We start from the raw sequence: 23,481 nt of genomic DNA on the forward strand, positions 1-23,481 counted from the left end.
ATCAATGCCTCCAAACCATACTTGTCCTTTACTGCGTAACATTATATCATTTGAAGGTATTCCAAGGCCAAATAATATCCGTTATACTAAGCGGAGAAGAATACTAGGCATTTGCTTATCCAACCATTCAAATAACAGCGGAGGTGGACAATCATGTCTGCTTATCATCCATTAACCGAACAGGAAGCCATCGAAATTGCCCGTACAATGGAAGGCTTTTTCTCGGAAGGGGCAGCGCTTGAATCCCGCGAGATCGGGGACGGCAATCTTAATTTGGTATTCCATATTACAGACCCTGCCAGCGGCAAAAGCTTAATTATGAAGCAAGCCTTGCCTTATGCCAAGGTAGTAGGCGAATCCTGGCCTTTATCGCTCGATCGTGCTCGTATCGAGAGCGAAGCGCTCATTCTGCAAAGCAGGCTTGCTCCTGGCCTTGTTCCGAACGTGTTCAAGTATGACTCCGAGCTGGCACTCACCATTATGGAAGATCTGAGCGACCATATCATTATGCGCCAAGGCCTCATAAGCGGTATTCGCTATCCGCAATTCGCCGAAGACATCTCAACCTTTATGGCCAACACCTTATTCTACACATCAGATCTTGGCATGAACCAGCAAGAGAAAAAGGAACAAGTCAAAACATTCATTAATCCCGACTTGTGCAAAATAACAGAGGATCTTATTTTTGATGATCCATACACCGTGTCATCCAATAATAACTATGAGCCTGAGCTCGAGGATGCTGCCGAAGTATTGCGCAAGGACTCTGCCCTTCATTTGGAAGTCGCAATTCTTCGCAGCAAATTTCTGACTAGCTCACAAGCCTTGCTGCATGGCGACCTCCATACTGGCAGTGTATTCGTCACTCCGCAATCCACGAAGGTTATAGATCCGGAATTCGCCTACTATGGCCCGATCGGCTTTGATGTCGGAGCGGTTATCGCCAACCTGCTGCTAAATTTTGCAGGTCAGGGACATTGGATTGCAGGTGAGGCAGAGCGTGCTGATTTCCGCAACTACTTAATTCAGACGATCCGTGAGGTTTGGAATAAATTCGACTTGAAATTCCGTGCTTTATGGGACAAGGATGGAGTAGACAGGCTTGCTTCCTCCGCACAAGGCTATCAGGATTATTACATGAACCGCTTGCTCCAGGATGCGATCGGTTTCGCAGGGTGCAAAATAGTACGCAGGATCGTCGGTCTTTCCCATGTAGCTGATATTGATCGTATTCCTGATGATGCCAATCGTGAGCGAGCACAAAGGCTCGCATTAGATATCGGGACATCCCTTATTCACTTGAACCGACAAGCCTTTTCTATTGAACAGGCGCTCGACATTGTTCTTAGTGCCGAAGCCAAGCTATAATTAAATGAGAGAGGAGTTAACACAATGACTACAACTTACACAGGCTTGCAATCCGTCATCTGGAAAGAAGACAAGCTCGATTTGCTTGACCAAAGACTGCTCCCGGAGGAAATTGTCTATTTGCCTCTCACAACTTCTGAGGATGTGTGGGAAGCTATCCGCCATTTGAAGGTAAGAGGAGCTCCCGCAATCGGTATCGCAGCAGCGTACGGCGTCGTTCTAGGCAGCCGCGATCAAATCCAAATAGAAGCTTGGCTCTCTGAGGTAAATAAGCAAGCTGACTATTTGGCTACGTCAAGACCTACAGCAGTTAATCTATTCTGGGCGCTTGATCGGATGAGGGCACGGGCGGAATCACTCGTGCTAAGCGGAATTTCGCTGGAAGCGCTCAAGCAGGCGCTGCTGGACGAAGCGATCGCGATTCAGAGCGAGGATGAAGAAACAAATAAAATGATTGGTGAGCATGCTCTATCTTTATTCAAAGATGATATGGGCGTCCTTACTCACTGCAACGCAGGCGGCCTTGCTACAGCCAAATACGGAACAGCTCTTGCTCCCTTTTACCTGGCGCTTGAGCGCGGGATCACACTTCGCGTATTTGCTGATGAGACACGTCCTGTTCTGCAAGGCGCCCGTCTAACCGCATTCGAGCTTCAGCAAGCAGGCGTAGATGTCACCCTTATTTGCGATAACATGGCTGGCATGGTCATGTCCAAGGGCTGGATTGATGCGGTTATTGTTGGTACCGACCGTGTTGCCGCTAATGGCGATGTTGCGAATAAAATTGGCACTTACAGTGTAGCGGTTCTTGCAAAGGCACATAATATTCCCTTCTACGTTGCTTGCCCGTTATCTACCATTGATCTTAACACGCCGACTGGGGCTGAGATTCCAATTGAAGAACGTAATGCAGAGGAAATAACAGAGGGCTTCGGCAAGCGTACTGCTCCGCAAGGGGTAAAAGTATTCAATCCCGCCTTCGATATTACGCCGAATGAATATGTAACTGCGATCATTACAGAAAAAGGAATTATTAGAGCTCCCTACGCAGAAAATTTACGCAAGCTGTTCGAATAGAAGAGCTTTCAGAATAGGAAGGGCCTCTAAGCATCCCACTGCGGTGCACAATATAGAGGCTCTTCCTATTGCTATTCATAGACTAGGGCCATGGCTAGAGCATTAATTCAAGCGCATCTATTCCTTTCATTCCAACTAAGATGCCAAGCGTCTCCGCAGTAGTCGTAACCGATTCCAATGGTGCTTCCAGCAGTTCCTCCAAAGTCCGAACACCAACGGCTCTGCCTGCTATTATTTCTCTATCTTTTAGACGATCATTCAATAAGCCGACATCAAGAGCTCCGCACATGATATAGCCTTTATCTGTAGAAACGGATAACAACGTCGTTTTGGGCAGCTTCACTTCGATACCAAGAGCAGTTGCTCCGTTACCTAAAGTAATCGGAATCATTCGCATCATTCTCGTTCCACCCCCTTCGTCTATCAGATCGGACGGTTCATGCCGCATCCACATTATATGCACGAAGGAAGGCATTCGTTTTGGACATTTGCTTAATTTAAGACTATATGGAAAACCCAAATCATGATATATTTAGTTCAAATCCCATCTAGTCCGGAGGACCTATGAAGCAAGAATCACAAAACAACAAATCTTTTCTATTCCAGGTCGAGCTAATGGTTGAGGGAACAAGCAACCGAGCTGCTCTGGAGCAGGTTATCAAAGCCCTTAATCAAGCTTCGTTCCAAGATTACCGAATAACAAGCGGTGTTCAGCTCGGACAATTAATTGAGCAAAAATTAGCTGAATCAACAGAGCAGCATCCCATTCCCATTACGCAAGCTTTACCTGACCCTTCTCCAAAACAAGCTGCAACCAAAGAAGACAATTCTTCGAGCGGATTAGCCTCCATTCGAACTTATATGAAAAGCAATAAGCTTATTCGATTAATTGTTAATAAGGGGCTGGGCATCACGCTCAGCATTCCATGCCGCATCATTAATATAGACGAGGGCACTAGTATTGTAACCGTTTACCATGTGGACGAGAAGCAAGTCTACTCGTTCCGTCTCAATGAAATCGAAGATTTCCAAGAATAAAAAGACAGCCAAAGGGACCTACATCCCTTTGGCTGTCTTTTATATATAGGCTGCCCCTAGCATCCTCTTAATATTATCGCTTGTTACAGGTGGACTCCAGAAGTAGCCCTGCATCTCGTCACAGCGATGCTTTCTCAAAAACTCCATCTGTGCCTCCGTCTCAACACCTTCGGCAATCACTTGAATATTCAAATTATGGGCCATCGCAATAATAGCTGCGACAATCTCTGCATCTCCCGGGTCCTGTTGAATATCCCTCACGAATGACTGATCGATCTTAAGTCGGTCAATCGGGAAATTCTTCAAATAATGAAAAGAGCTGTATCCCGTTCCGAAGTCGTCCACGCTAATGCCTACACCCATTTCGGTTAGAGCTAGCAGACAACGTGATACATGGGCTACATCCATCGTCATAGACTCGGTAATTTCCAGATCAAGAAATTCCGGCTTCAATCCCGTCTTCTCCAGCACCAATGCCACTTTCTGAGCTAAGTCCTGCTGTACGAACTGTCTGATCGACATATTAACGGACACCGGCATTGGCGGCAGGCCAGCCTCTTGCCATGCTTTATTCTGACGGCATGCCTCTTCCAGCACCCAGTCACCAATTTGAACAATCATTCCGCTTTCTTCTGCCAAAGGAATGAATTCACCTGGAGGAATCATTCCCTTCTCCGGATGCTTCCAGCGAACCAATGCTTCTACGCCGACCATAGTACCCGACATCATATCGTATTGGGGCTGGTAGTGCAGAATAAACTCCTTGCGTTGAATAGCATGATACATTTCATGCTGCAGCGTTAACCTTTCAAGGGAAGAATTATTCCATTCATCGGAGTAATGCATACAATCATTTTTGCCGCTCTCTTTTACTTTGACTAGTGCAATATCTGCTTTCTTCAGCAGCATATAGCCGTCGTCTCCTTCTTCACTGCTGGTCACTGCTCCGATACTGCCTGTAATATGAAGGGGAAAGCCTTTGATCTCAAAGGGGTCCTCAATCTGGCTCAGCACAGCACGTGACTGCTCTACGAGATGCTCCTCCGACTCTACTTCGCTGAATAGCAAGGCAAACTCATCGCCTTCCATTCTCGCAGCATAGCCCTTCTCGGACATCGCTCTTGTTAATCGCTCAGCTACTTGCATTAACAACATGTCGCCAAATTCCCGGCCAAACGACGCATTAACCAATTTAAACCGATCCAGATCCAAATAGCATAGTCCAATAAGACGATTGTTCTCTTGTGCCAGATTCAAGCTTTCATTGAGTTTAATGTGAAATAGGGTTCGATTCGGAAGGCCTGTCATATCATCATAGTAGGCCATATATCGAATTCTTTCGATATTGCGCTTACGATCGCTTAGATCATGACAAATAACAACCGTTCCGATTACTTCATCATCCTTCATCATCGGTGCGCATAATACTTGCAATTCCAATGGAAATCCTGAACGATGCGTGATGCTGACATTCGATTGCCTAGCCTCGCCTTTAAGCGCTTGCTCAAGCATTTCAGTCAACAGTTGGCGGTTGCCTGGTTCAATTAATGGGGTAAGAGAGTTGCCTAATAATTCCGAACGATGATAGCCTAATGTTTTGCTGGAAGCCTCATTCATCTCCATCACAACGCCTTGGCGATCAAGTACGGCTAATGGGACGGCTTCTGTGCGAAGCAGCGTTTCAACGATGGGCGTATGGTAGATGTGAAAATTAATGGATTGCTGACGTTTGGCAATCAGCCAAACAGCAACAGCCAATAAACAAAATGCTGCCCCAACCGTTATCCATCGCCATACCGGATCAGCAATCCAGATTATAGACGCTGCAGCCATAATTATCGAGGCTATTAGTACGACTAACCCTATCCTTCGCGGCCTATTGAGAAGCTGCGTAGCCGTGTATCGTGGTTGTCCTAAAGACGCACCATCCATTCGTTTCGTCACGCAACAACTTCCTTCCTATGCTCTGTCAGTGAATGTTAGTTTTATTATAATCGAAATGTAGAGTGCGGTATAGAAATATTTACTAATGAAACGTAAATAAGAACCCTTCCTTAACAATTAATACTATAAATATATTTATATGGATCAGCTCATAAAAATCAAAAAAAGCCTTCTTCAGGCTGCCCTTAGCTGTCTCCAAGATAAATCAGAAGAATCGTCTTGGCGCAGCTCAGTGCTGAAGAAGGCTTTCATGTATAATTGATGGGCTATAACGTTCTTGTTTATGATACTTTGCGGGATCGGATAGCGGCTAGCGTGACACATATCCAACCACTTATGAAACCTACTCCGCCAATTGGCGTAATAGCTCCTAGTATAGGGGTGTCGGTAATAGCCAGCACATACAAACTGCCGCTAAAAATAATAATTCCCGCAATCAATAGCCGTGCACCAACTCGAAGCAGCTTGCTGTCGCCGATCCGATCAGCCAATAGCGCAACAAGCATTAGACCTAGCGCGTGATACATGTGATAGCGAACCCCTGTTTCAAAAATAGTGAGCATGTCTGCACTCAATATTTCCTTAAGTCCATGGGCTCCAAAGGCCCCTAAAGCTACTGCAAGTGCTGCGGCAATTGCACCGGTCGCGAAATATTTTTGTAGCATGTTATATTCAACCCTCTCAAGTTTGTGTATAATTTTACCGATAACGCCACCAGTTGTATACGTAAAGGAGTCGATACGCTTGGAAGAAGAAAAAAAAGATTCAATCTTGCAGAAAGTCGAGCAAAAGGAACAATCACCTAGACAAACCTATAATCCTTATGCTACTCAAGCCGCACCATCTGCTAATATCCCGGCACAACCATACGGAGGACCTGCCAAGCATTCCGGTCTTGGAATTGCCTCGTTTATTCTAGCAATTGCAGCAATTATTACTTTTATTATAGGATTCGTCCTTACAGTAGGCGTTGCTTCGGAATTCATAAACGATCCACAGTTCCTACTCAATGATCCGTCATCCTTGAATACGGAATCCAGCGCCTTCGTGTCGGTCTTAATTGTAGGCTTTTGTATGATTGGCGGCTTCGGGCTAGCTGTTATTGGTGTCATCCTCGGCATCATCGGCGTTTGTATGAAAAACCGCCGCAAGGTGTTCGGAATTATTGGATTGGTATTGAACGGCCTAATTACATTCGGCTCATTCGGTCTGTTTGTTATCAGCTTAATAGCTCAAGCATAATAAAAAGTCGCTTTCAGCGATCCTTTTGGCTGCATGACCTTCATTTTCACTGGTCATGCAGCCTTTTTATGACCTCTATTTTAACACAATAGACGTGCGGCTGTAGCCTTCCTTCGTCTTGTGCACTTCTAGAATGGCGGGGAAGGCTTGCTTGAGCTCTTGCACATGAGAAATGACACCAATCATGCGGCCAGAGCTTTGAAGATCAATCAATGCTTCAATAGCCTTGTTCAGAGCATCCTCATCAAGAGAGCCGAAGCCTTCATCAATAAACATCATCTCGATGGAGACTCCGCCTTGATGGGCTTGAATAATATCCGTCATGCCAAGGGCGAGGCAAAGTGAAGCGTTAAACTTCTCCCCTCCCGACATCGTCTTTACATCCCGATTCTGACCTGTATAGGCGTCATACACATCAAGTCCAAGACCGCTCTGCTTCCCACGCGTCTCCAGCCGATCACTTCGCTGCAAGAGGAACTGCCCTCCTGACAACTGGCGAAGCCGAATATTAGCGGCATGAAGAATCTGCTCCAGAAACTCAATGAGAATATAACGCTCGAACGAGATTTTTAGCGCATTGTCCCCCTTGAGCATTTGATACACATCCAGCACTTGTTCGATTTCCTGCTCGAGTTCCTTCACTCTGCTCGCAGCGGCATGCAAGGACCCCTTCAACCGCTCCGCGTCTTCCGCTGATCTCGCAGCCTTCTGCAGCGCGTGGAAGGCTTCCTCCAGCTTTTGCTTGCCTGCTTCGAGCTCAGCATGCGCCTTGGAGAGATCCTCCTGCTGCTTGCCTGATAATTCGAGCTTGAGCTCTGCAATTCGACGCTCAGCAGCGAGCCATGCTGTCCTGTAGCTCTCAATCTGCTCCTTAAGCAACTGACGGTCGCGATCGGGCAATACCGCAGAACGATACTGTTCAATGGACTCGAATTGCCCCTTTGTCAGCTCTTCGGTCATACGCTTCAACGCCTGATCCGCGTTGAACTGTGCTTCTGCATATTGCTGCTGCGTCTGCTCGGCATATGCCTTCTCTTCCGCAAGCTTGGTTCGAGCCGTTTGCTGCTCATTCTGTACCGTTTTCCAAGCTGCGGCCAATGTATGGGCCGCCTGCTCCTGCTCGCGCAAACGCTGTTGCATTCTTGCCGGCAAGCGAAGGGATTCTGGTATTCGCTCAAGCTCCTTATCCAGCAGCATTTGCTTAGCTCCCCGCTCCACGGCGATACGCTGCTGCTCCGCCTGCAAACGATCCTTCAATTGTTGAAGCTGCTCAAGCTTGGCATCCTGCGCTTCGGCCTGCTGCTTCAGCTCTTGCATAAGCTTCACCTGCTGCTGCAAGAAGTCCAGCTCCTCCTTCAGCAGCTTCCAGCGCTGCCTTAAGGACGTCTGCTGCTGAGCAAGATCAGCTGCCTCCGAGCCCCACTCAGCAAGCTCGGCTGCACTGCCTTGCCAGCTCGAATGGGCTGCGGCAGACTGCAGCTTAACCTCGTTCAGCTCCTGCTCGAATCGGCTTAGCTGCTCCTTTGCCCTCTGAAGCTGCTCACGTGAAGGCACAGCACTTGTTGCCATAGCTTTATCGGGATGCTCCGCGCTGCCGCATACAGGGCAAGGCTTGCCATCATGCAGATGAACGGCAAGCAAGCTGGCCTGGCCTTCAATCCAGCTATTTTCCAGCTCCTCCAGCTCCTGCCGAAGCCTGACAAGCGCTTGCTCACGCTCTGCCTCAAGCTTCGTATACTGGCCCAGCTCTTTCTCCAGCTCTATCAGCTTCGTAATATGTCTGCCCTGCTGCTCAATCTGTCGAAGCTGCTCCTGCTTCTCTTGCGATTGCAGCGTTACGCCTTCCATCGCCTTAAGCTTAGCGCTGCCCGCTTGCTTCTTCTCTTTCTCAGAAGCCATTTGCTGCTCGGCTTGCTGCAGCTTAATAGCGCCCTGCTGCTCCGCCGCAGCTAATTGCTCCACCGCCAGGCGCTGCGCCTCCAGCGTCATAACCACTGGAGCAAGCTCTGTTAGCCGGTGCAGCTCACGCTCTGCCTCCTGCCGCTCAGGCTCCCGCAGCTCTTCGCGGCGGTAACGCTCCTCAGCCGCAGCCAGTGCAGCCGCGGCTGCCTCGGCACTTCGCAGCTTCGTGTCGCGCTGCTGGCGCTTCGCAGCCAAGTCACGCTCTGCGCGCTCAGCCTGCTCGGCGTACGGAGCCAGCTGTGCCGCCTGCTCCGCGAGTCGATGCTGCCGCTCACGGCGCTCATGCTCCTGCTGCTGAGCCTCCAGCTGCTCGCGCTTAGCTTGCTCGCTTGCCAGCTCAGCGAAGCGCGCATTAAGCGCCATCGCTGAGCGCAGCTTTGCCTCATGCGCCTCTACTTGCTGCTGAAGCGCTGTCTTGCCTGCCTCGCCTTGCTCAACGAGACCGCGGTAATAAGCGATCTCCTGCTCAAGCGCAGTCCCAAGCTGCCCTGCATTATATGCCTCTTGAGCGAGTGTTCCCGCCAGCATGCTGTCCTCACGCAGCGGCAAAGACTCCGCCGCCTGCTTCATCACAAGCTCTACTCGAAGCCTCGCTTCCTTCCAGGTATCATTAAGCTCCCGATTCCGCTGCTGGAAGCGCAGCTCGAGCCGCTGGTACAGCTCGGTACGAAAAATTCGCCGCAATATCTCCTCTTTGTTGTCTGTATCGGAGGTAAGCAGCTTGCGGAACTCTCCTTGCGGGAGCATCACAATCTGATTAAACTGCTCTCTCGTAAGGCCGATCAAGGTCTCCAGCTTCGCATTTACGTCTCCTACAGTGAAACGGTCAACAGCCGGCACAGCTGTGCCTGTTGTCGTATCATACAGCTCTGCTTTACCGCCCGTCTCGCTCTTATTCGTTCCTTTGCGATGGGGCAGCTGCCGGAATAGGCGGTAGGTTTTGCGGTCAATAGCGAAGTCGAATTCAACAGCCGTGTGCCTCTCATCATCGGCAAAATGGCTTCGCAGCATTCGCGCCTCAGAGCGATCCTCACCGCTGGCTACACCGTACAAAGCGAAGCAAATCGCATCAAATATCGTCGTTTTGCCTGCTCCTGTGCTGCCCGAAATGACGAACAGCCGATGATTTCCCAGCTTCGAAAAATCAATGGTCTCGGCATCGCGATAGGGTCCAAAGGCAATCATCGTAATTTTTAACGGCCTCATGAGCGTCCTCCTTCCTCTCTCAGCAGCTGCCCATAGGTATCCGTAAATAACTGCTTCTTGGAGTCACTAAGCGGCATTCCCTTCACTTCCTGATAGAAAGAAGCAAATAAGGATACCGGATCAGCATCACGCCGCCGCTCCGCTCCTGCTTGATTCTCTTCTTCAAGAGCTGATCCCGTGGGCACTATCCTTCGCTCTACATGCATTGCATTCGGATAGACCGCCCGCACCTTCTCCATCGGATACAGGACAGGGTTCTCATTCAGCAGAGTAACAAAAACATAATCATCGCACACAGAGTGCTGCTCAATCTCTTCCATCGTGCCGATAACTCTGCGAATATCCCGCAACGGCTTGAGCTCTCGTTTCTCAATCGCAACGTTCCCAGCCCTATCCAGTTCAACTACATAATAGCCTTTTTTATGATTTTCTTCGGATATTGAATATTTAAGCGGTGATCCCGCATACCTGATTTTATCGTGGCCGGTAAAATGCGCCTGATGCAAATGCCCAAGTGCAGTGTAATGAAAGGCTTCGAAATACGCTGCCCGAACATGCTCTGCACCGCCAATCGCAAGCGGGCGCTCCGAATCGCTCGTATTCGGCTCAGCCTCACCTGCGGCGGTCACGAAAGCATGTCCAACCAACACATGCCGCGCCTTGGGGTCAAGCTGCTGCCGTATGCGAGCCGTAATAGCCTGCATCGCATCATCATGCGTCCGAATATTCTCATCATCAAAGAGATAACGGACTTGTGCAGGGTCCGCATATGGAACGAGATGGATATGCACTTCCCCATCGTCATCTTGCAGAACGACTGGCTTATGCTCCGCTCTGAGGCGCCCGGCAATATGCAAGCCTCTGCTCTCCATCATCGCTGTACCGAAGTCAATTCGATCAGGGCTGTCATGATTGCCCGAAATAGCAATAACAGGTGTATCCAGCTCAATAACCAATTGCTCCAGCACCTCATCGAGCAATTCAACCGCCTCGCTTGGCGGCACAGCACGGTCATAAAGATCACCAGCGATAATAACCGCATCAGGCCGCTCCACAGCTACTGCATCTATTAGTTGCTTCAGCACATAACGCTGATCTTCCGTCATATAAACGCCTTGGACAAGCTTGCCCAAATGCCAATCGGCGGTATGAAACAATTTCATCTCATTCCCATTCCTTTCCCTGATACACAGCCTCTAACTGTACAATTTCGCTTAAGACGCCGACATTCCCTTCTCCCAAATGTGACTGAACCTATACGTTTCTTGAAGGCTCGCCTTCCGATACAAAAGGATTATTCCTGTAAGCGCCTTGAATAGCCACCTTCATTAGCTTATTAGACATATAGCTTGGCGTATACGGCATGTCCTCCCTCAGCCACCAGACGATAACACCTAGGAACGCTGAGGATACATACGTAATCAGCATCTCTCTTGGTATAGTCAGCTGCTCGTCGCGCGGCTCCATAATTTGAATCCCCTTTGCGATGAAGGCCTTGAGAATCTCATTGAATCTAGCTGTAAAATAGGGCATGCCCGTCCTCACCATCATCATTTGATAGTAGGATGCATTCCGTGCGATTTGCTCAAACAGGCTTACAAAGGTACCATGCGGTGAATCGCCGAAATAATCAAACGCTTTGCCATAGTCAGCATGGGCCAGCAATTGGCTGCTCAGTTCATCCAATATTTCGTCTGAGCTTAGCTGCAATAGATGCTCCTTGTCGCGGTAATGCAAATAGAAGGTTGCCCGGTTTAGCGTCGAGCGCGACGCAATGTCCTGGACCGTAATTTTCTCATAATCTTTCTCCCTCATGAGATCAATTAAAGCCTCCCGGAGCATTTGCTGAGTCCGCACAACCCGCGGGTCTACTTTCAACGTTTTTTTCAACACCGTGTACGCCTCCTGTATATATTCATCTACTAAATAGACAAACGATGAAAAAGCGATAATTAGACTACACTTAGCGGATTTCTGATGGTTGCTCCACCCCAGCACGTCTGAGTATGATGTTATAGACACGTGTCTATTAAGTCTCTATTATAATCGACAGGAGGATAATATCCTATGGCAAGATTAACTGGAAAAGTAGCTATTATTACAGGAGCCGCTATGGGGCAAGGTGCTGCAGAGGCGAAGCTGTTCGCTCAAGAGGGCGCTATGGTCGTCGCAACTGACCTGCAGCTGGCGCAGCTGGAACAAGTCGTAGAGGAAATTAAGGCAAGCGGTGGGCAAGCAATTGCCTTATCACATAACGTTGCATCAGAAGAGGATTGGGAGAGGGTCGTTGCTGCGGCAGTCTCTGCCTTCGGCCGGGTAGATATTCTTGTTAATAATGCGGGCATCAGCACCGATCTGACGCTGGAGACCTTCTCTCGGGACAATTGGAACAAGGTACTCGATATCAATTTAACAGGCTGTATTCTTGGAATGAAAGCCGCTGTTCCAGAAATGAAAAAAGTCGGCGGCGGCTCCGTCATTCATATCTCTTCGATTGCTGGGCTTGTTGCCTTGAACTACACGAATGGCTATACGGCTGCCAAGGGCGCGCTTAGGGCGTTAGCCAAAGCTTCTGCAATCGAGCTGGCGCCTGATCGCATTCGCGTCAACTCGGTTCACCCGGGCATCATCGTCACGCCGATGATTCAGGAGGCGCTCGATTATGGCGCCCAGGCGATGTTTGAAGCAGGCACTCCGCTGCCCCGTCTCGGTGAACCTAACGATATCGCATACGGCGTATTGTACCTGGCATCCGATGAATCCTCATTCGTTACCGGTACAGAGCTTGTCATTGACGGCGGCTGGACCGCTCGTTAATTTCTCTTGTTCCTTCACGAAGGAAGCTATATAGAACATTTAACCAGCTAATAGTATGCCAGGTTGAGCTGTTGAAGAGGTATTGCGCTTGGTATACTAAAAAACGTAGCAAATAAAGCTTCTATCGATTATAGAGTGTAGGGCCGGTCCTTTTTTTCAAAATAGCGTATACGTGATCGAATAACTTGTTATCGCAAGCGATCACGGCTACTTTATGGGGCTTTCCTTCACTCTTTTTTCTGTCTTAATACGCCTTGAACCAAGAATTCAGTTCTCATCGCAGTCCGCAAGTACCGCTCTATAGCCTCACACAGTACAGTTACCTAACAACGAAACCTATGCTAGCACATTGACGACTCTCAACTGCGAGTAAATTGACGACTCCTCAGCCGTGAGCAAACGACCATAGCCTCACTTTTCTATGAGGCAATCGTCATCTATACGGCCTGCTCCCCCTGCACGAACAGCATTCTATGAGGCCCGACTCATTGCTCATGAACCTAACCTCCTGAAATATGAGGTTTACCTCATATTTCCCCGCTTCTTGCACCAAGCGTCTCAATTATAAGAGTTTCTCCTCACACTTTTGTGATTCTGCCTCACACACCCAGAGCAGGGTTGGAAATGTTAACAACGAAACCAGATTCACTAAATTGCGTCCGCTGTTTCTTCATGTCTCTCCTAAACAAACGCTCACGACCAAGCAACAATAATCCCGCTCATAAAAATGCAACAGGCTTGTCCGACCAACCTCCCTGCGGCAAATTTTTGGGCTGCTCCATAGATTGCTAGAATCGGGCCGCTTTTGCCTCACATATCCGGCAATCACTTGAATATATTGATTAACAACAACCAATTCAGGCAAGGAGGTGCTACCCTATGGGCTCGGAGGAGAATAAATTATTTGTGGTTTCTCAGGAGGACTGGTCGCTGCATCGCAAAGGTTATCAGGATCAAGCCCGACATCAGCAAAAAGTGCGGGAGGCTATCAAGCAAAATTTGCCCGATTTAGTGTCTGAAGAGAGCATCGTCATGTCCGATGGTAAGCAGGTCATTAAAGTACCGATACGGAGCCTTGATGAATTCCGATTTGTATATAATTACAATAAGAATAAACATGTCGGGCAAGGGGATGGCGACAGTCAGGTAGGCGATGTACTCGGTGTAGACCCGCAAGCAGCCAAAGGGCCGGGCAAAGGCGAGGGGGCTGGAGATCAGCCAGGAGAAGATGTCATTGAGGCTGAGATTAGTCTGGCAGAGCTGGAGACCATGCTGTTCGAGGAGCTCGAGCTGCCTTTCCTTCGGAAGAAAGACAAGGAGCAGCTGGAGACGAAGGAAATTCGCTTCAACGATATCCGCAAAAAAGGCATCATGTCGAACATCGACAAAAAGCGTACGATCATAGAAAATTTGCGACGGAACGCTACTACAGGTCAGCCAGGCATCCATGGCATCTCACCTGATGACCTGCGATTCAAAACCTGGGAGGAAATTGTTAAACCTACTTCCAGTGCCGTCATTATCGCGATGATGGATACCTCAGGATCGATGGGCTCCTTTGAGAAATACGTTGCCCGCTCCTTCTTCTTCTGGATGACCCGCTTCCTGCGCCATCAATATGAGAAGGTTGAGATTGTCTTCATTGCACATCATACAGAGGCAAAGGAAGTAACGGAAGAGGAGTTCTTCACCCGCGGTGAAAGCGGCGGGACCATTTGCTCCTCCGCCTATATCAAAGCACTCGAGATTATTGATAGCCGCTTCTCTCCTAATGCCTACAATATCTATCCCTTCCATTTCTCCGATGGCGACAACCTTACCTCAGACAATGAGCGCTGCGTCAAGCTGATTGGCGAGCTGCTTAAGCGCTCCAACCTGTTCGGCTATGGCGAGGTGAATCAATACAATCGCTCCAGCACCTTAATGTCCGCCTACAAGCATATCAATATGGACCATTTCATGTACTACGTCATTCGCGAGAAGGGCGAAGTCTATAATGCCCTGAAATCCTTCTTCCACAAAAGAGAAGGGGTTCCCGGTTAAACGTAAGAGACCTCTACATTCGTAAATAAATCTGCACAAAAAGTTCCGATCCTTAGTGGCGCTGCAATTCGCGTCCAGTCAGGATAGGAACTTTTTCTTTTGTATAAGTGTTCGGTATTACTGACTGCTCACTCCCTCTGCCCAGGCTTTAACATAGGCCTCCTGTCACAGCGGCTCCAGCTTCTCGTAGACCTGCTCGGCCGTTTCGCCACTCTCTACTGAGCTGATAATGATTGGCCCCATAATAGAGGAAGCGGATGTCTGGAAGCTGATCGGGACGGCTCTCTCCCCTTTTGACTCCTTCAAGCCCACTCGTTGCTCCCTTAGCGAGCTTAGTTCAATACCTTTGAAGCCATCCATCATCTCGGACAGCCTTGTAGACAGTGAAGAAAGCCCTCTGTTTTTTCCAAAGTAAAGATCAGCCTTTTGACTTACAAGCTCCCTGATTAAGTGCAAAGCAAGCTGCTTATTATTCGACTCGCCTGCAATACTATAAATGCTGTTAAACTCCAAGCCATAATTTTCTTTACGCTACGGATGGATAGGGTATCCGACATAGCCCCATCGAATAGCATTAACATCTTGAAGTTCGCTTCCCGTATACAGCCATCCGGCAAGCATAGCTGACTTGCCTTCAAAGAACAGTGCTGCTCCATCTAGAGTATCCTTCACAACAGCAGACGGTGACCGAGAAGCATCCAGCATCATTTGAATAGCATTCGTCCAACCAGCCTTGTCCAAGGACAACTGATTGTTCTCACTGCTCCATGGCAATAATCCATTCGTATAAGCAATCTGATCCAGCAACATTACCGGTTCCGATCTATAAGCATCGAGCCCAACGATATTTTTCATAGAGAATTGTCCAGCAAGCTGCAGCAACTGCTACGAAGTTATTATCTCTGCAGGGTATTCAATTTCTTGAGCATCAAACAAATCTTTGTTATAAAAGATTCCTCTTACATCAACAAATCGGTCTATTCCAAGCAATTGTTCTGAATCATCAGACAGAGCTTGCAGCATTTCCGGATAATAATCTTCACGAACAAGCTCTCCGTCTTGGAAAATAGCAGATAGATCAGCTAATAAGCCTTCTTTAGAAAGGGTATCAAACATCACTTTCCCTCCTACAATAATATCCGGCTTTTCTCTCTTGACGAGTTCGATGATTTCAGTATCCGATTGAAATGCAAACGTTACCTACTCGCTCTCAGCCGCCCAATTACGTGCATATGATTCTGTTAGCTGACGCTCTAATTCCCCATAGACCTGCTCAGCTGACATTTGGCTCTTCACGGCCTCTTCTATCTCCGTATTTATAATCTTTTCTCCTTCAGCTATGAAGCTCACAGGTAATTTTGCATTCGTTCTCGTACTCGAATCTATCTTCAATTCCAGTAATGCACTCAAATCCAGCCCTTGGTAGTCCCCTTTTTGATCCAGCCTTGTGGATACACCCTCCAACCCTGTACTTTTTGCAAAAAAGCTATCGGCTTCTCTGCTCATAAGCTCACGAATAATTCGGATAGCAACCTCTTTATTCTCTGAATTTTCGGAGATGCTGTACACGTTCTTGAAGCTCATACCGCTCGTATTTTGTTTTGTTGCCGAATCTACTGGATCAACGATGAATCCTAGAGGAAAATTCATATATTCTTTTATTTCATTCATGCGTGATAAGCTCGTCTTCAGCATCGCCGATTTGCCCTCATAGAATAAGAGATCAGTCATATCCGTATAGGACAGAGCATTCGGAGAGCGATAAGCATCGAGCACGGTTTGGATTGCCTTCGTCCAAGCCGGCTTATCCATAAGCAATTGCTGATCCACAATGGACAATGGCTGTACGCCGTTAGATGAGATCTGGCTTAATAATAAGTTGGCAGGTAAATAAGCGCTCTCTAATCCAACAATGCTATCCTGTGTGCCGTTCTTGTTGAAGCTGGCTGCAAGCTCAAGCAGCTCCTCCCAGGTCATCCTATCTGCCGGATATGCAATCTGCTCAGCATCAAACAGATTTTTATTATAAAATATCCCTTCTACTGAGATCGTTCTATCGATCCCCATCAATTGACCTGATTCATCCGACAGGACGCGCAGCATTTCAGAATAGTAATCCTCCTGAGCAAGGTTCCCTTCCTGAAAAATAGCGGGTATCGGGGATAACATTCCCTCTGCCAGCAAATGGTCGAAATATTTTTGATCGCCAATGATAATATCCGGCTTATTCCATTTAATTATGTCGTGAATGAAATCCATCGTGTCGTTCTTTTTCATTTCCAAAATATTGAATGTTACGAGTGGATATTTCTCTTTCAGATAACCCCCTCCCAAATCATACATGAAGGAGTCCTGTTCTTGATTGTTGTTACTATTCATACCCAATTGCATTACTGTTATTTCGGCTGATGATATTTCGTTTTTCTTTTTGGAGGATATTTCTATTGACGTACATCCTGATACGAGCACCAAGGCAGTCATCGTTGTGAGGACCTGAACGCCTCGCTTCGTTCTTGTTCTCATTAATTGCACTCCCTTTACCTTATTAGATTAGAAAATATCCGTACGCTAGTTCACATTCTCCTCAGCTGTTCGATGCCGACTTGCCCTCCAAGAATAAAACAAGTTGCAGCCTTCTACTCCAATAGGCTAGCTCTTACTGCCATCTTTAACGATCCAGCTGCGATTGTAAGCCTCCGTTAACTTTGGCAACAGCTCTTCATAAAGCTGCTCTGCTGTCTTGTCAGTCGTCGCAGCCTCTTCAAGCATGGTGTAGACTATATTCGTCCCTTCCTCTTGAAAGCTCTCAGGCATCTTCACTGCAGATGCCATATCAGTCCCTTCCTCTGGGAGACTCTCGGGCATCTTCTCATTGGGAATCCTATTCGAATCCTCTATTTTCAAGTCCAATAAAGCACTCAAATCAAGGCCTTGATAATTGCTCATTCGATCTGTTCTTGTTGATAACCCATCCGCGTCTATTCTTGATGCAAAATAACTGTCAGCTTCTTCACTCATAAGGTCCCTAATCACTCGGATTGCAGCATTTTTATTAGGCGCATCTTTGGAGATCGAATACGTATTCCAGAAGCTGAGGGCGCGGGTGCTCTGTCGTGTTTCTGAATCGACTGGATCACTAACGAAGCCTAGAGGGAAATTAGCATACCCTTCAATTACATCTATATAAGAAAGGTTGCTCATGAACATGGCCGATTTGCCCTCATAGAACAAAGTTGGCGCCATATACATCAATGACGGCTTCGCCGTTTGTTTTATCGCATTCGGGATTTTATAAATATCCAATAAAGCTTGAATAGCATTTACCCATGCGGACTTGTCCATTGATAATTGATTATCGACAACTGACCATGGCTCAGAGCCGCTTATCGTACGAATCTGATCAAATAGAAGGCGGACAGGAGCACCATAAGTCTCTAGTCCAACGTTCTGTCCCTCTCTGCCGAATCTAGCTGTAAGTGCAAGTAATTCCTCCCCCGTAATCGTATCCTCCGGATATGGAATTTGTGCAGCGTCAAATAAATTTTTATTATAGAATATGCCTTTTACATCAACTGCTCGATCTATCCCAAGCAGTTGTCCTGATTCATCAGAAAGAACACGTAGCATTTCTGGGAAAAAGTCCTCTTGTTTAACGTTCCCATCCTGAAAAATAGCCGATATCGGATATAATAATCCCTCTGCACGAAGCTTATTGAAATGATAATCCGGGCCGACGATAATATCTGGCTTGTGCTGTTTGACTAGCTCGGCTACTGCTTCCGATGTCATGTCCTTCTCCAGGGTAGGGATAATAATATTGAAGGTGAGCTGCGGATACTTCTCAGTCAAATAATCCCCTCCTTGATAGCTCAAAAAGGCATACTTATTGGAATAATTTTTTATATTTACACCTAGTACAGTCAACTCAATCTTTCCAATCTCCGTCTCTTTTTTCTTCGTTAGGCCGATTGACGTACAACCAGCCATTAAAATAAGTGTAAGCATAACTGCGATTGCTCGCAGAACCCGATTTCGTCCCTGTCCGTTTCTCATCTGCTCATTGCCCCCTATTAACTTGTTATCATTTATTACAATTGGATCGTTCTAGTTCTCCTCAGAACTTCGACCAACCAAACGCCCTCATAAGTTTCTATTATTTGAACGCTTGTTACTCCTACATCCATAGTACTTATTTAGTTCGTGTTACTTTTTCTACTTTGCTCTAGCCCCCTATAAAATTATGTTAATATCACTCTTATTTTAGTGTATTTATACATATATATCCACTAGATAGATAATCTGATAGATTGAACTGCGATTCTGTCCTCCTGTTTGATATGAGCCTCAAGAGGAGTATACTTAGGTTATAACAACCGTCTGAGGAGGCCTGTACACATTGAATTACGAAGCTTATTTTCATGACAAGCGTGAGCAGCATCTGGAGGAGCTACAGCAATTCCTGTCCATCCCAAGCATCTCTGCTTTATCCGCGCACAAAAAAGATATGAATGATGCAGCCGCATGGCTCGCTAATAAATTGCAAGAAGCAGGGCTTGAGAACGTGGAGATTCATCCAACTGATGGACATCCGATTGTGTATGCGGAACATATCCATGCCCCTGGCAAGCCTACTGTTCTCGTTTATGGACACTACGATGTTCAGCCCGTTGATCCGCTGCATCTATGGGAGACGCCTCCCTTTGAGCCTGCTATCCGTGACGGCAAGCTCTATGCCCGCGGTGCGACCGATGATAAAGGCCAGCTCTATATCCATGTCAAAGCCATAGAAGCATTATTAAAGCAAGAACAGGCATTGCCTGTTAATGTGAAGCTATGTATTGAAGGGGAAGAGGAAATATCAAGCCCTCATCTGCCAGCCTTCATGCAAGCCAATGAAGAGAAGCTGGCAGCTGATGTTGTTCTGATCTCCGATACATCGCTGCTTGAGCCAGGCAAACCGGCCATCTCTACAGGTCTTCGCGGGCTCTGCTCGCTTGAGCTCGCTCTCACAACCGCTAATACAGACCTTCATTCCGGCAGCTTCGGCGGAGGCGTTCCCAATGCCCTCCATGCTCTTGTTACCTTGCTGAACACCCTTCATGACGATAAGGGCCGGGTATCAGTAGATGGATTCTATGAAGGCGTGCCGGTGCTGTCCGATGCTATGCGTGAGGAATTTGCCAAGCAGCAATTCAATGAAGAGCATCTAAAGCGCAGTCTAGAGCTCGATGCGCTATACGGGGAAGAGGGTTATTCTTTCGTTGAGCGAATTGGGGCAAGACCTACCTTAGAGCTGAATGGCGTATATGGCGGCTTTCAAGGAGAAGGCACCAAGACTGTCATACCTAAAGAAGCGCATGCCAAAATTACCTGCCGCCTTGTTGGCGATCAGGACCCTGAACAAATATTGCAAAAAATTATTGATCATCTGCATGCCAATGTACCTGTCGGCGCCAAGCTACAAGTTACACCAGGCGAGAAAGCCAGAGCATTCAATATGGACCCTGATCATCCTATGCTTCAAAAGGCAGCGGATGCTTACGAGCATGTGTACGGCACTCGCGCATTATTCACAAAAGACGGCGGATCGATTCCGATCGTAGAGACGTTCTCGCGAATATTATCCGCCCCAGTAGTTATGATGGGATTCGGCCTGCCCGATGAGAATCTGCATGCACCGAATGAACACTTTAATCTGGAGAACTTCGATAAAGGCTTATTGACCGTCGTTGATTTTTTAAAGCGGCTGTAAAGCTATTCAAGATGAACTGGACCAAAAGCAGGTATGCTCACTTGAAGCGACGAATCGCTTTATAAAAATTCGGTTAATAATGAAATGGCGATGCTAGGGGTTGTCCCTGCACCGCCATTTCTGCTTTTGGCCTACTTACGCAAAGCAAGCATAATGTTCTTTCCAGCCGCAGCCGATAATGAATGAATTCCCGCTCCGATCTGCACATTGCAGCCTGGGTTAAGTGCACCATGACGCTTGAGGTTTTTTCTATTCCCATAAAAAGCTGCAGTCAGCTTCCGGCAGCTGTTCTAATTTCCGCCCTAAAAAAGAAAGAGCCGACCAAAAGGTGGGCTCCTAAACAAGTGAAGGAATGTCATGTACAATTTAATGAATGCATTTGCTCTATTCCACTACTTAAAAGGGTAAAAAAAAGCAGTAGTGAAGCTATGTTCATTAGTGGAGAAGGGCGGTTTCCGACTACTGAATATAGCTGACCTTATCCCCGTTCTTCCCATGATTCCTCCTGATTTTCACGAAAAACGGTTCATAGAATAGAGTAAACTCCTCATATATAACGTCAGTAGCGTAAGGGATGGATCTAATAAAGGTTAAGTTTTAAGAGTTTTAAGTCCCTCTACCTATAAAAGCACCTGTAAAAGAAAGAGCTCCCAAATCATCTTCATAACTTTTGAGGGACATCCTCATAAGGATTGTCCAACCACGCAGCTCAGATTATCATTAAATCGATTTCTCACCAGTTCGGTGAACGATATCCGCAACTATACGCAGCGCAGCGGGATCAATTGCCTCTAATAAAGAACGATTATAACGCACTGCCGAGCCAATATGCACCTCGGATACGCCTGTCTGTTCAATAAAGGACTCCAACCCTTCAGCGGACAACCCATGACCTGCAAGAATACGGATTGTGGTGCCTCTTGTCTCCTCTACAAGCTGACGAATCGGGCCGATGGCCTGCGGTGCTGGCTGTGCTCCGCCCGAAGTAAGTATCCGATTAATAAGCGGGTACTGTTGAAGAACAGCAAGCGCAGCTAGCTGCTCGTCCAATTCATCGAAGGCTCGGTGGAACGTCACGCTCATCCCTTCTGCCAAGGGAAGCAGCCGTTCCAATGCTCGTTCATCAACGCCTCCTTCTGTAGTTAAAGCACCAATGACGATACCCGCTGCTCCTACAGAAGCTATCGCCTTAATCTCCTCTGCCATCGTATCCAGATCACAGCCCTTGTAGACAAACGTACGGCTATGAGGTCTAACCATCACATGTACGGGAATACTAACAGAGTTCGTCACTTGCTTGATCATGCCAATTCCCGGTGTTAACCCGCCTTCAGTCACCGCAGTGATCAGCTCGAGTCGATCTGCACCATTCTCTTCTGCGATTCGAGCATCCTGCACGCAGGTTGCAATTACTTCAAGTTTCATTCGCTCCCATCCTTCCGATCTTATGATACAATAAGAGCATTTCAATGTGAATCCAACCATTCCATTGCCCCATTCACTAAGCTAAGCTGTGTCCAGCAAGCTTCCACAGGAGGAACTGTTTTGTCAGCACATTCAGAAGAAATCCAACGTCTCAGCACCCTTTTACCGCAATGGGTACAGGATAGCAGAGCATGCTCTGCTCAAGGAAAGGTCGCTTCTTACATCCCTGAACTATCCAAGTCTCCCAAAGATGCGCTAGGCATTCATATTATTGATGGCAATGGAACTGCATTCTCTGCTGGAGATTGTGGCCTTTCCTTTACGATGCAAAGCATATCCAAGGTATTCACCTTAATTCTGGCACTGATGGATAACGGGGAAAGGGCCGTGTTCGATAAAGTTGGCATGGAACCTACAGGCGACAATTTCAACTCGATGCTAAAGCTAGAGCTGGTGCAGCCAGGCATTCCTTTTAATCCGCTCATTAATGCAGGTGCTATCGCCATATCCTCCTTAATTCATGGAAGCAGTCCGGAGGAAAAATCAGCACGAGTGCTTGAATTTTTCCGTGGGCTGGCGAATAATCCAGCGTTGAATTATGACCTTGATGTATATCGCTCTGAGACAGCTACTGCAAATCTGAATCGTTCAATCGCTTATTTTCTCAAGGAAAATGGGGTATTACAAGGCAATGTAGAAGATGTGCTGGACGTTTATTTCCATCACTGCTCTATCAATGTCACTTGCACAGACCTATCGAGGATGGCTCTCGTATTGGCCTGCGATGGTACCGATCCGATTACCGGAATTACATTGATTCCCCGCCGTTATGTACAGGTCGCCAAAACCTTCATGGTCACTTGCGGGATGTACAATGCATCCGGCGAATTCGCTATTCAAGTTGGCCTACCAGCCAAAAGCGGCGTTGCGGGCGGCATTCTGACCATGGTACCTGGACGCTACGGCATTGGGGTCATAGGTCCAGCTTTGAATCCAAAAGGAAACAGCATCGCTGGTGTGCATCTTCTGGAGACGCTGTCCCGCGAGCTTGATTGGAGCTTATTCTAAATAAAATTTGAATTAAACCCAGATTTTAAGAATAAATATAGTAAATACGTGTTTTTACACGTATACTACTACTATACATTTCACCATTGCAGGAGGATATTTCTTTGAACGAGAACAATTTTGGAACGAATTACAATTATCCACCACCCCCTATGCCACCCACTCAGCATCGAACCAACGGAATGTCAATTGCCGCTTTAGTGCTTGGCATTTTGGCAGTGGTTTTCCCTTACCTTGGGTTTCTGATTGGTATTGCAGCCATCATTTTCAGTGCAATTAGTTTGAAGCGCATTGCAAAGACGGGTGAACAAGGGAAAGGGATGGCGATAGCTGGTCTCATATGCGGCATAGTCGGAACACTTCTCTGGTTAGTTATCGATGTCTTTATCGTGATCTTATTTGTTATCGGATTCTCAGAAGCATCCGAATATAATTCCTTCTACAGCTCCTTATTGACTGGCTTCTTTATTTAATAAGCCATATTGAACCATTAGAATGACAGAACACCCCTTGCCCGCAGCTATAGCAGCTGGTGCAGG

At 47.2% G+C, this 23,481-nt stretch carries 21 protein-coding genes; 9 read left to right on the forward strand and 12 right to left on the reverse strand.

Going from position 1 to position 23,481, the window contains the following annotated elements:
• The first annotated feature begins 153 nt into the window (after positions 1-153).
• The gene (gene mtnK / locus AC50YO_RS04005; RefSeq protein WP_494843510.1) at positions 154-1,368 is read left to right on the forward strand and encodes an S-methyl-5-thioribose kinase; all 1,215 of its coding nucleotides are present in this window, start codon (positions 154-156) and stop codon (positions 1,366-1,368) included.
• Between the two features lie 24 nt (positions 1,369-1,392).
• Positions 1,393-2,445, forward strand: coding sequence for an S-methyl-5-thioribose-1-phosphate isomerase (mtnA, locus tag AC50YO_RS04010; protein ID WP_494843512.1), 1,053 nt, complete (start codon positions 1,393-1,395; stop codon positions 2,443-2,445).
• A 94-nt stretch (positions 2,446-2,539) separates the two neighbouring features.
• Here the strand turns inward: mtnA and AC50YO_RS04015 are convergent, their stop codons facing one another.
• Positions 2,540-2,845, reverse strand: a complete 306-nt coding sequence (locus tag AC50YO_RS04015) for a YunC family protein (protein ID WP_494843514.1) — start codon at positions 2,843-2,845, stop codon at positions 2,540-2,542.
• Between the two features lie 164 nt (positions 2,846-3,009).
• On the opposite strand from AC50YO_RS04015, the gene AC50YO_RS04020 reads away from it, so the two are divergent.
• Positions 3,010-3,483 (forward strand): hypothetical protein, encoded by a 474-nt coding sequence (locus AC50YO_RS04020; RefSeq protein ID WP_494843516.1) that lies wholly within the window; start codon positions 3,010-3,012, stop codon positions 3,481-3,483.
• Positions 3,484-3,522: 39 nt separating this feature from the next.
• Here AC50YO_RS04020 and AC50YO_RS04025 read toward each other — a convergent pair whose 3' ends face one another.
• Positions 3,523-5,427, reverse strand: a complete 1,905-nt coding sequence (locus AC50YO_RS04025) for a putative bifunctional diguanylate cyclase/phosphodiesterase (RefSeq protein ID WP_494843518.1) — start codon at positions 5,425-5,427, stop codon at positions 3,523-3,525.
• A 281-nt stretch (positions 5,428-5,708) separates the two neighbouring features.
• The gene (locus AC50YO_RS04030) at positions 5,709-6,092 is read right to left on the reverse strand and encodes a DUF423 domain-containing protein (protein ID WP_494843520.1); all 384 of its coding nucleotides are present in this window, start codon (positions 6,090-6,092) and stop codon (positions 5,709-5,711) included.
• A gap of 79 nt (positions 6,093-6,171) precedes the next feature.
• Here AC50YO_RS04030 and AC50YO_RS04035 point away from each other — a divergent pair, with 79 nt between their 5' ends.
• Positions 6,172-6,669, forward strand: coding sequence for a hypothetical protein (locus AC50YO_RS04035; protein WP_494843522.1), 498 nt, complete (start codon positions 6,172-6,174; stop codon positions 6,667-6,669).
• Positions 6,670-6,744: 75 nt separating this feature from the next.
• On the opposite strand, the gene AC50YO_RS04040 is transcribed toward AC50YO_RS04035, so the two are convergent.
• The 3 genes from AC50YO_RS04040 to AC50YO_RS04050 all read right to left on the reverse strand — a co-directional run bounded on the left by AC50YO_RS04040 (position 6,745) and on the right by AC50YO_RS04050 (position 11,730).
• Positions 6,745-9,837 (reverse strand): AAA family ATPase, encoded by a 3,093-nt coding sequence (locus AC50YO_RS04040; protein ID WP_494843525.1) that lies wholly within the window; start codon positions 9,835-9,837, stop codon positions 6,745-6,747.
• Complete coding sequence (locus AC50YO_RS04045) at positions 9,834-11,000, reverse strand: exonuclease SbcCD subunit D (protein ID WP_494843530.1); 1,167 nt, start codon at positions 10,998-11,000, stop codon at positions 9,834-9,836. The genes AC50YO_RS04040 and AC50YO_RS04045 overlap by 4 nt, the downstream gene beginning before the upstream one ends.
• Before the next feature lie 91 nt (positions 11,001-11,091).
• On the reverse strand, positions 11,092-11,730 hold the full coding sequence (locus tag AC50YO_RS04050) for a TetR/AcrR family transcriptional regulator (protein ID WP_494843534.1): 639 nt from the start codon (positions 11,728-11,730) through the stop codon (positions 11,092-11,094).
• 174 nt (positions 11,731-11,904) lie between these two features.
• On the opposite strand from AC50YO_RS04050, the gene AC50YO_RS04055 reads away from it, so the two are divergent.
• Both AC50YO_RS04055 and yhbH read left to right on the forward strand, forming a co-directional pair.
• Positions 11,905-12,654: a glucose 1-dehydrogenase gene (locus AC50YO_RS04055; protein WP_494843537.1), complete on the forward strand. Its 750-nt coding sequence runs from the start codon at positions 11,905-11,907 to the stop codon at positions 12,652-12,654.
• Positions 12,655-13,533: 879 nt separating this feature from the next.
• Positions 13,534-14,697: a sporulation protein YhbH gene (yhbH, locus tag AC50YO_RS04060; RefSeq protein WP_494843540.1), complete on the forward strand. Its 1,164-nt coding sequence runs from the start codon at positions 13,534-13,536 to the stop codon at positions 14,695-14,697.
• Between the two features lie 165 nt (positions 14,698-14,862).
• Here yhbH and AC50YO_RS04065 read toward each other — a convergent pair whose 3' ends face one another.
• From AC50YO_RS04065 to AC50YO_RS04085, 5 genes are all read right to left on the reverse strand, one after another.
• Positions 14,863-15,210, reverse strand: a complete 348-nt coding sequence (locus tag AC50YO_RS04065; protein ID WP_494843544.1) for a hypothetical protein — start codon at positions 15,208-15,210, stop codon at positions 14,863-14,865.
• 18 nt (positions 15,211-15,228) lie between these two features.
• A complete protein-coding gene (locus AC50YO_RS04070; RefSeq protein WP_494843546.1) occupies positions 15,229-15,552 on the reverse strand; it encodes a hypothetical protein in 324 nt (107 codons plus the stop codon).
• Between the two features lie 30 nt (positions 15,553-15,582).
• Entirely contained in the window at positions 15,583-15,813 is a 231-nt protein-coding gene (locus AC50YO_RS04075; RefSeq protein WP_494843548.1) for a hypothetical protein, read from the reverse strand.
• Positions 15,814-15,897: 84 nt separating this feature from the next.
• On the reverse strand, positions 15,898-17,220 hold the full coding sequence (locus tag AC50YO_RS04080; protein ID WP_494843550.1) for an ABC transporter substrate-binding protein: 1,323 nt from the start codon (positions 17,218-17,220) through the stop codon (positions 15,898-15,900).
• A 126-nt stretch (positions 17,221-17,346) separates the two neighbouring features.
• Complete coding sequence (locus AC50YO_RS04085; RefSeq protein WP_494843552.1) at positions 17,347-18,750, reverse strand: ABC transporter substrate-binding protein; 1,404 nt, start codon at positions 18,748-18,750, stop codon at positions 17,347-17,349.
• Positions 18,751-19,093: 343 nt separating this feature from the next.
• Between AC50YO_RS04085 and AC50YO_RS04090 the strand changes: the two genes are divergently transcribed.
• Positions 19,094-20,449 carry a dipeptidase gene (locus AC50YO_RS04090; RefSeq protein ID WP_494843554.1) on the forward strand — a complete coding sequence of 452 codons (1,356 nt, stop codon included), beginning with the start codon at positions 19,094-19,096 and terminating at the stop codon, positions 20,447-20,449.
• A gap of 720 nt (positions 20,450-21,169) precedes the next feature.
• On the opposite strand, the gene AC50YO_RS04095 is transcribed toward AC50YO_RS04090, so the two are convergent.
• A complete protein-coding gene (locus AC50YO_RS04095) occupies positions 21,170-21,874 on the reverse strand; it encodes a copper homeostasis protein CutC (RefSeq protein WP_494843556.1) in 705 nt (234 codons plus the stop codon).
• 120 nt (positions 21,875-21,994) lie between these two features.
• On the opposite strand from AC50YO_RS04095, the gene glsA reads away from it, so the two are divergent.
• Complete coding sequence (gene glsA / locus AC50YO_RS04100; protein WP_494843558.1) at positions 21,995-22,942, forward strand: glutaminase A; 948 nt, start codon at positions 21,995-21,997, stop codon at positions 22,940-22,942.
• A gap of 104 nt (positions 22,943-23,046) precedes the next feature.
• Positions 23,047-23,415: a DUF4190 domain-containing protein gene (locus tag AC50YO_RS04105; RefSeq protein WP_494843562.1), complete on the forward strand. Its 369-nt coding sequence runs from the start codon at positions 23,047-23,049 to the stop codon at positions 23,413-23,415.
• Positions 23,416-23,481 lie beyond the last annotated feature (66 nt).

The sequence above is a fragment of the Paenibacillus sp. J22P59 genome, assembly GCF_059383895.1.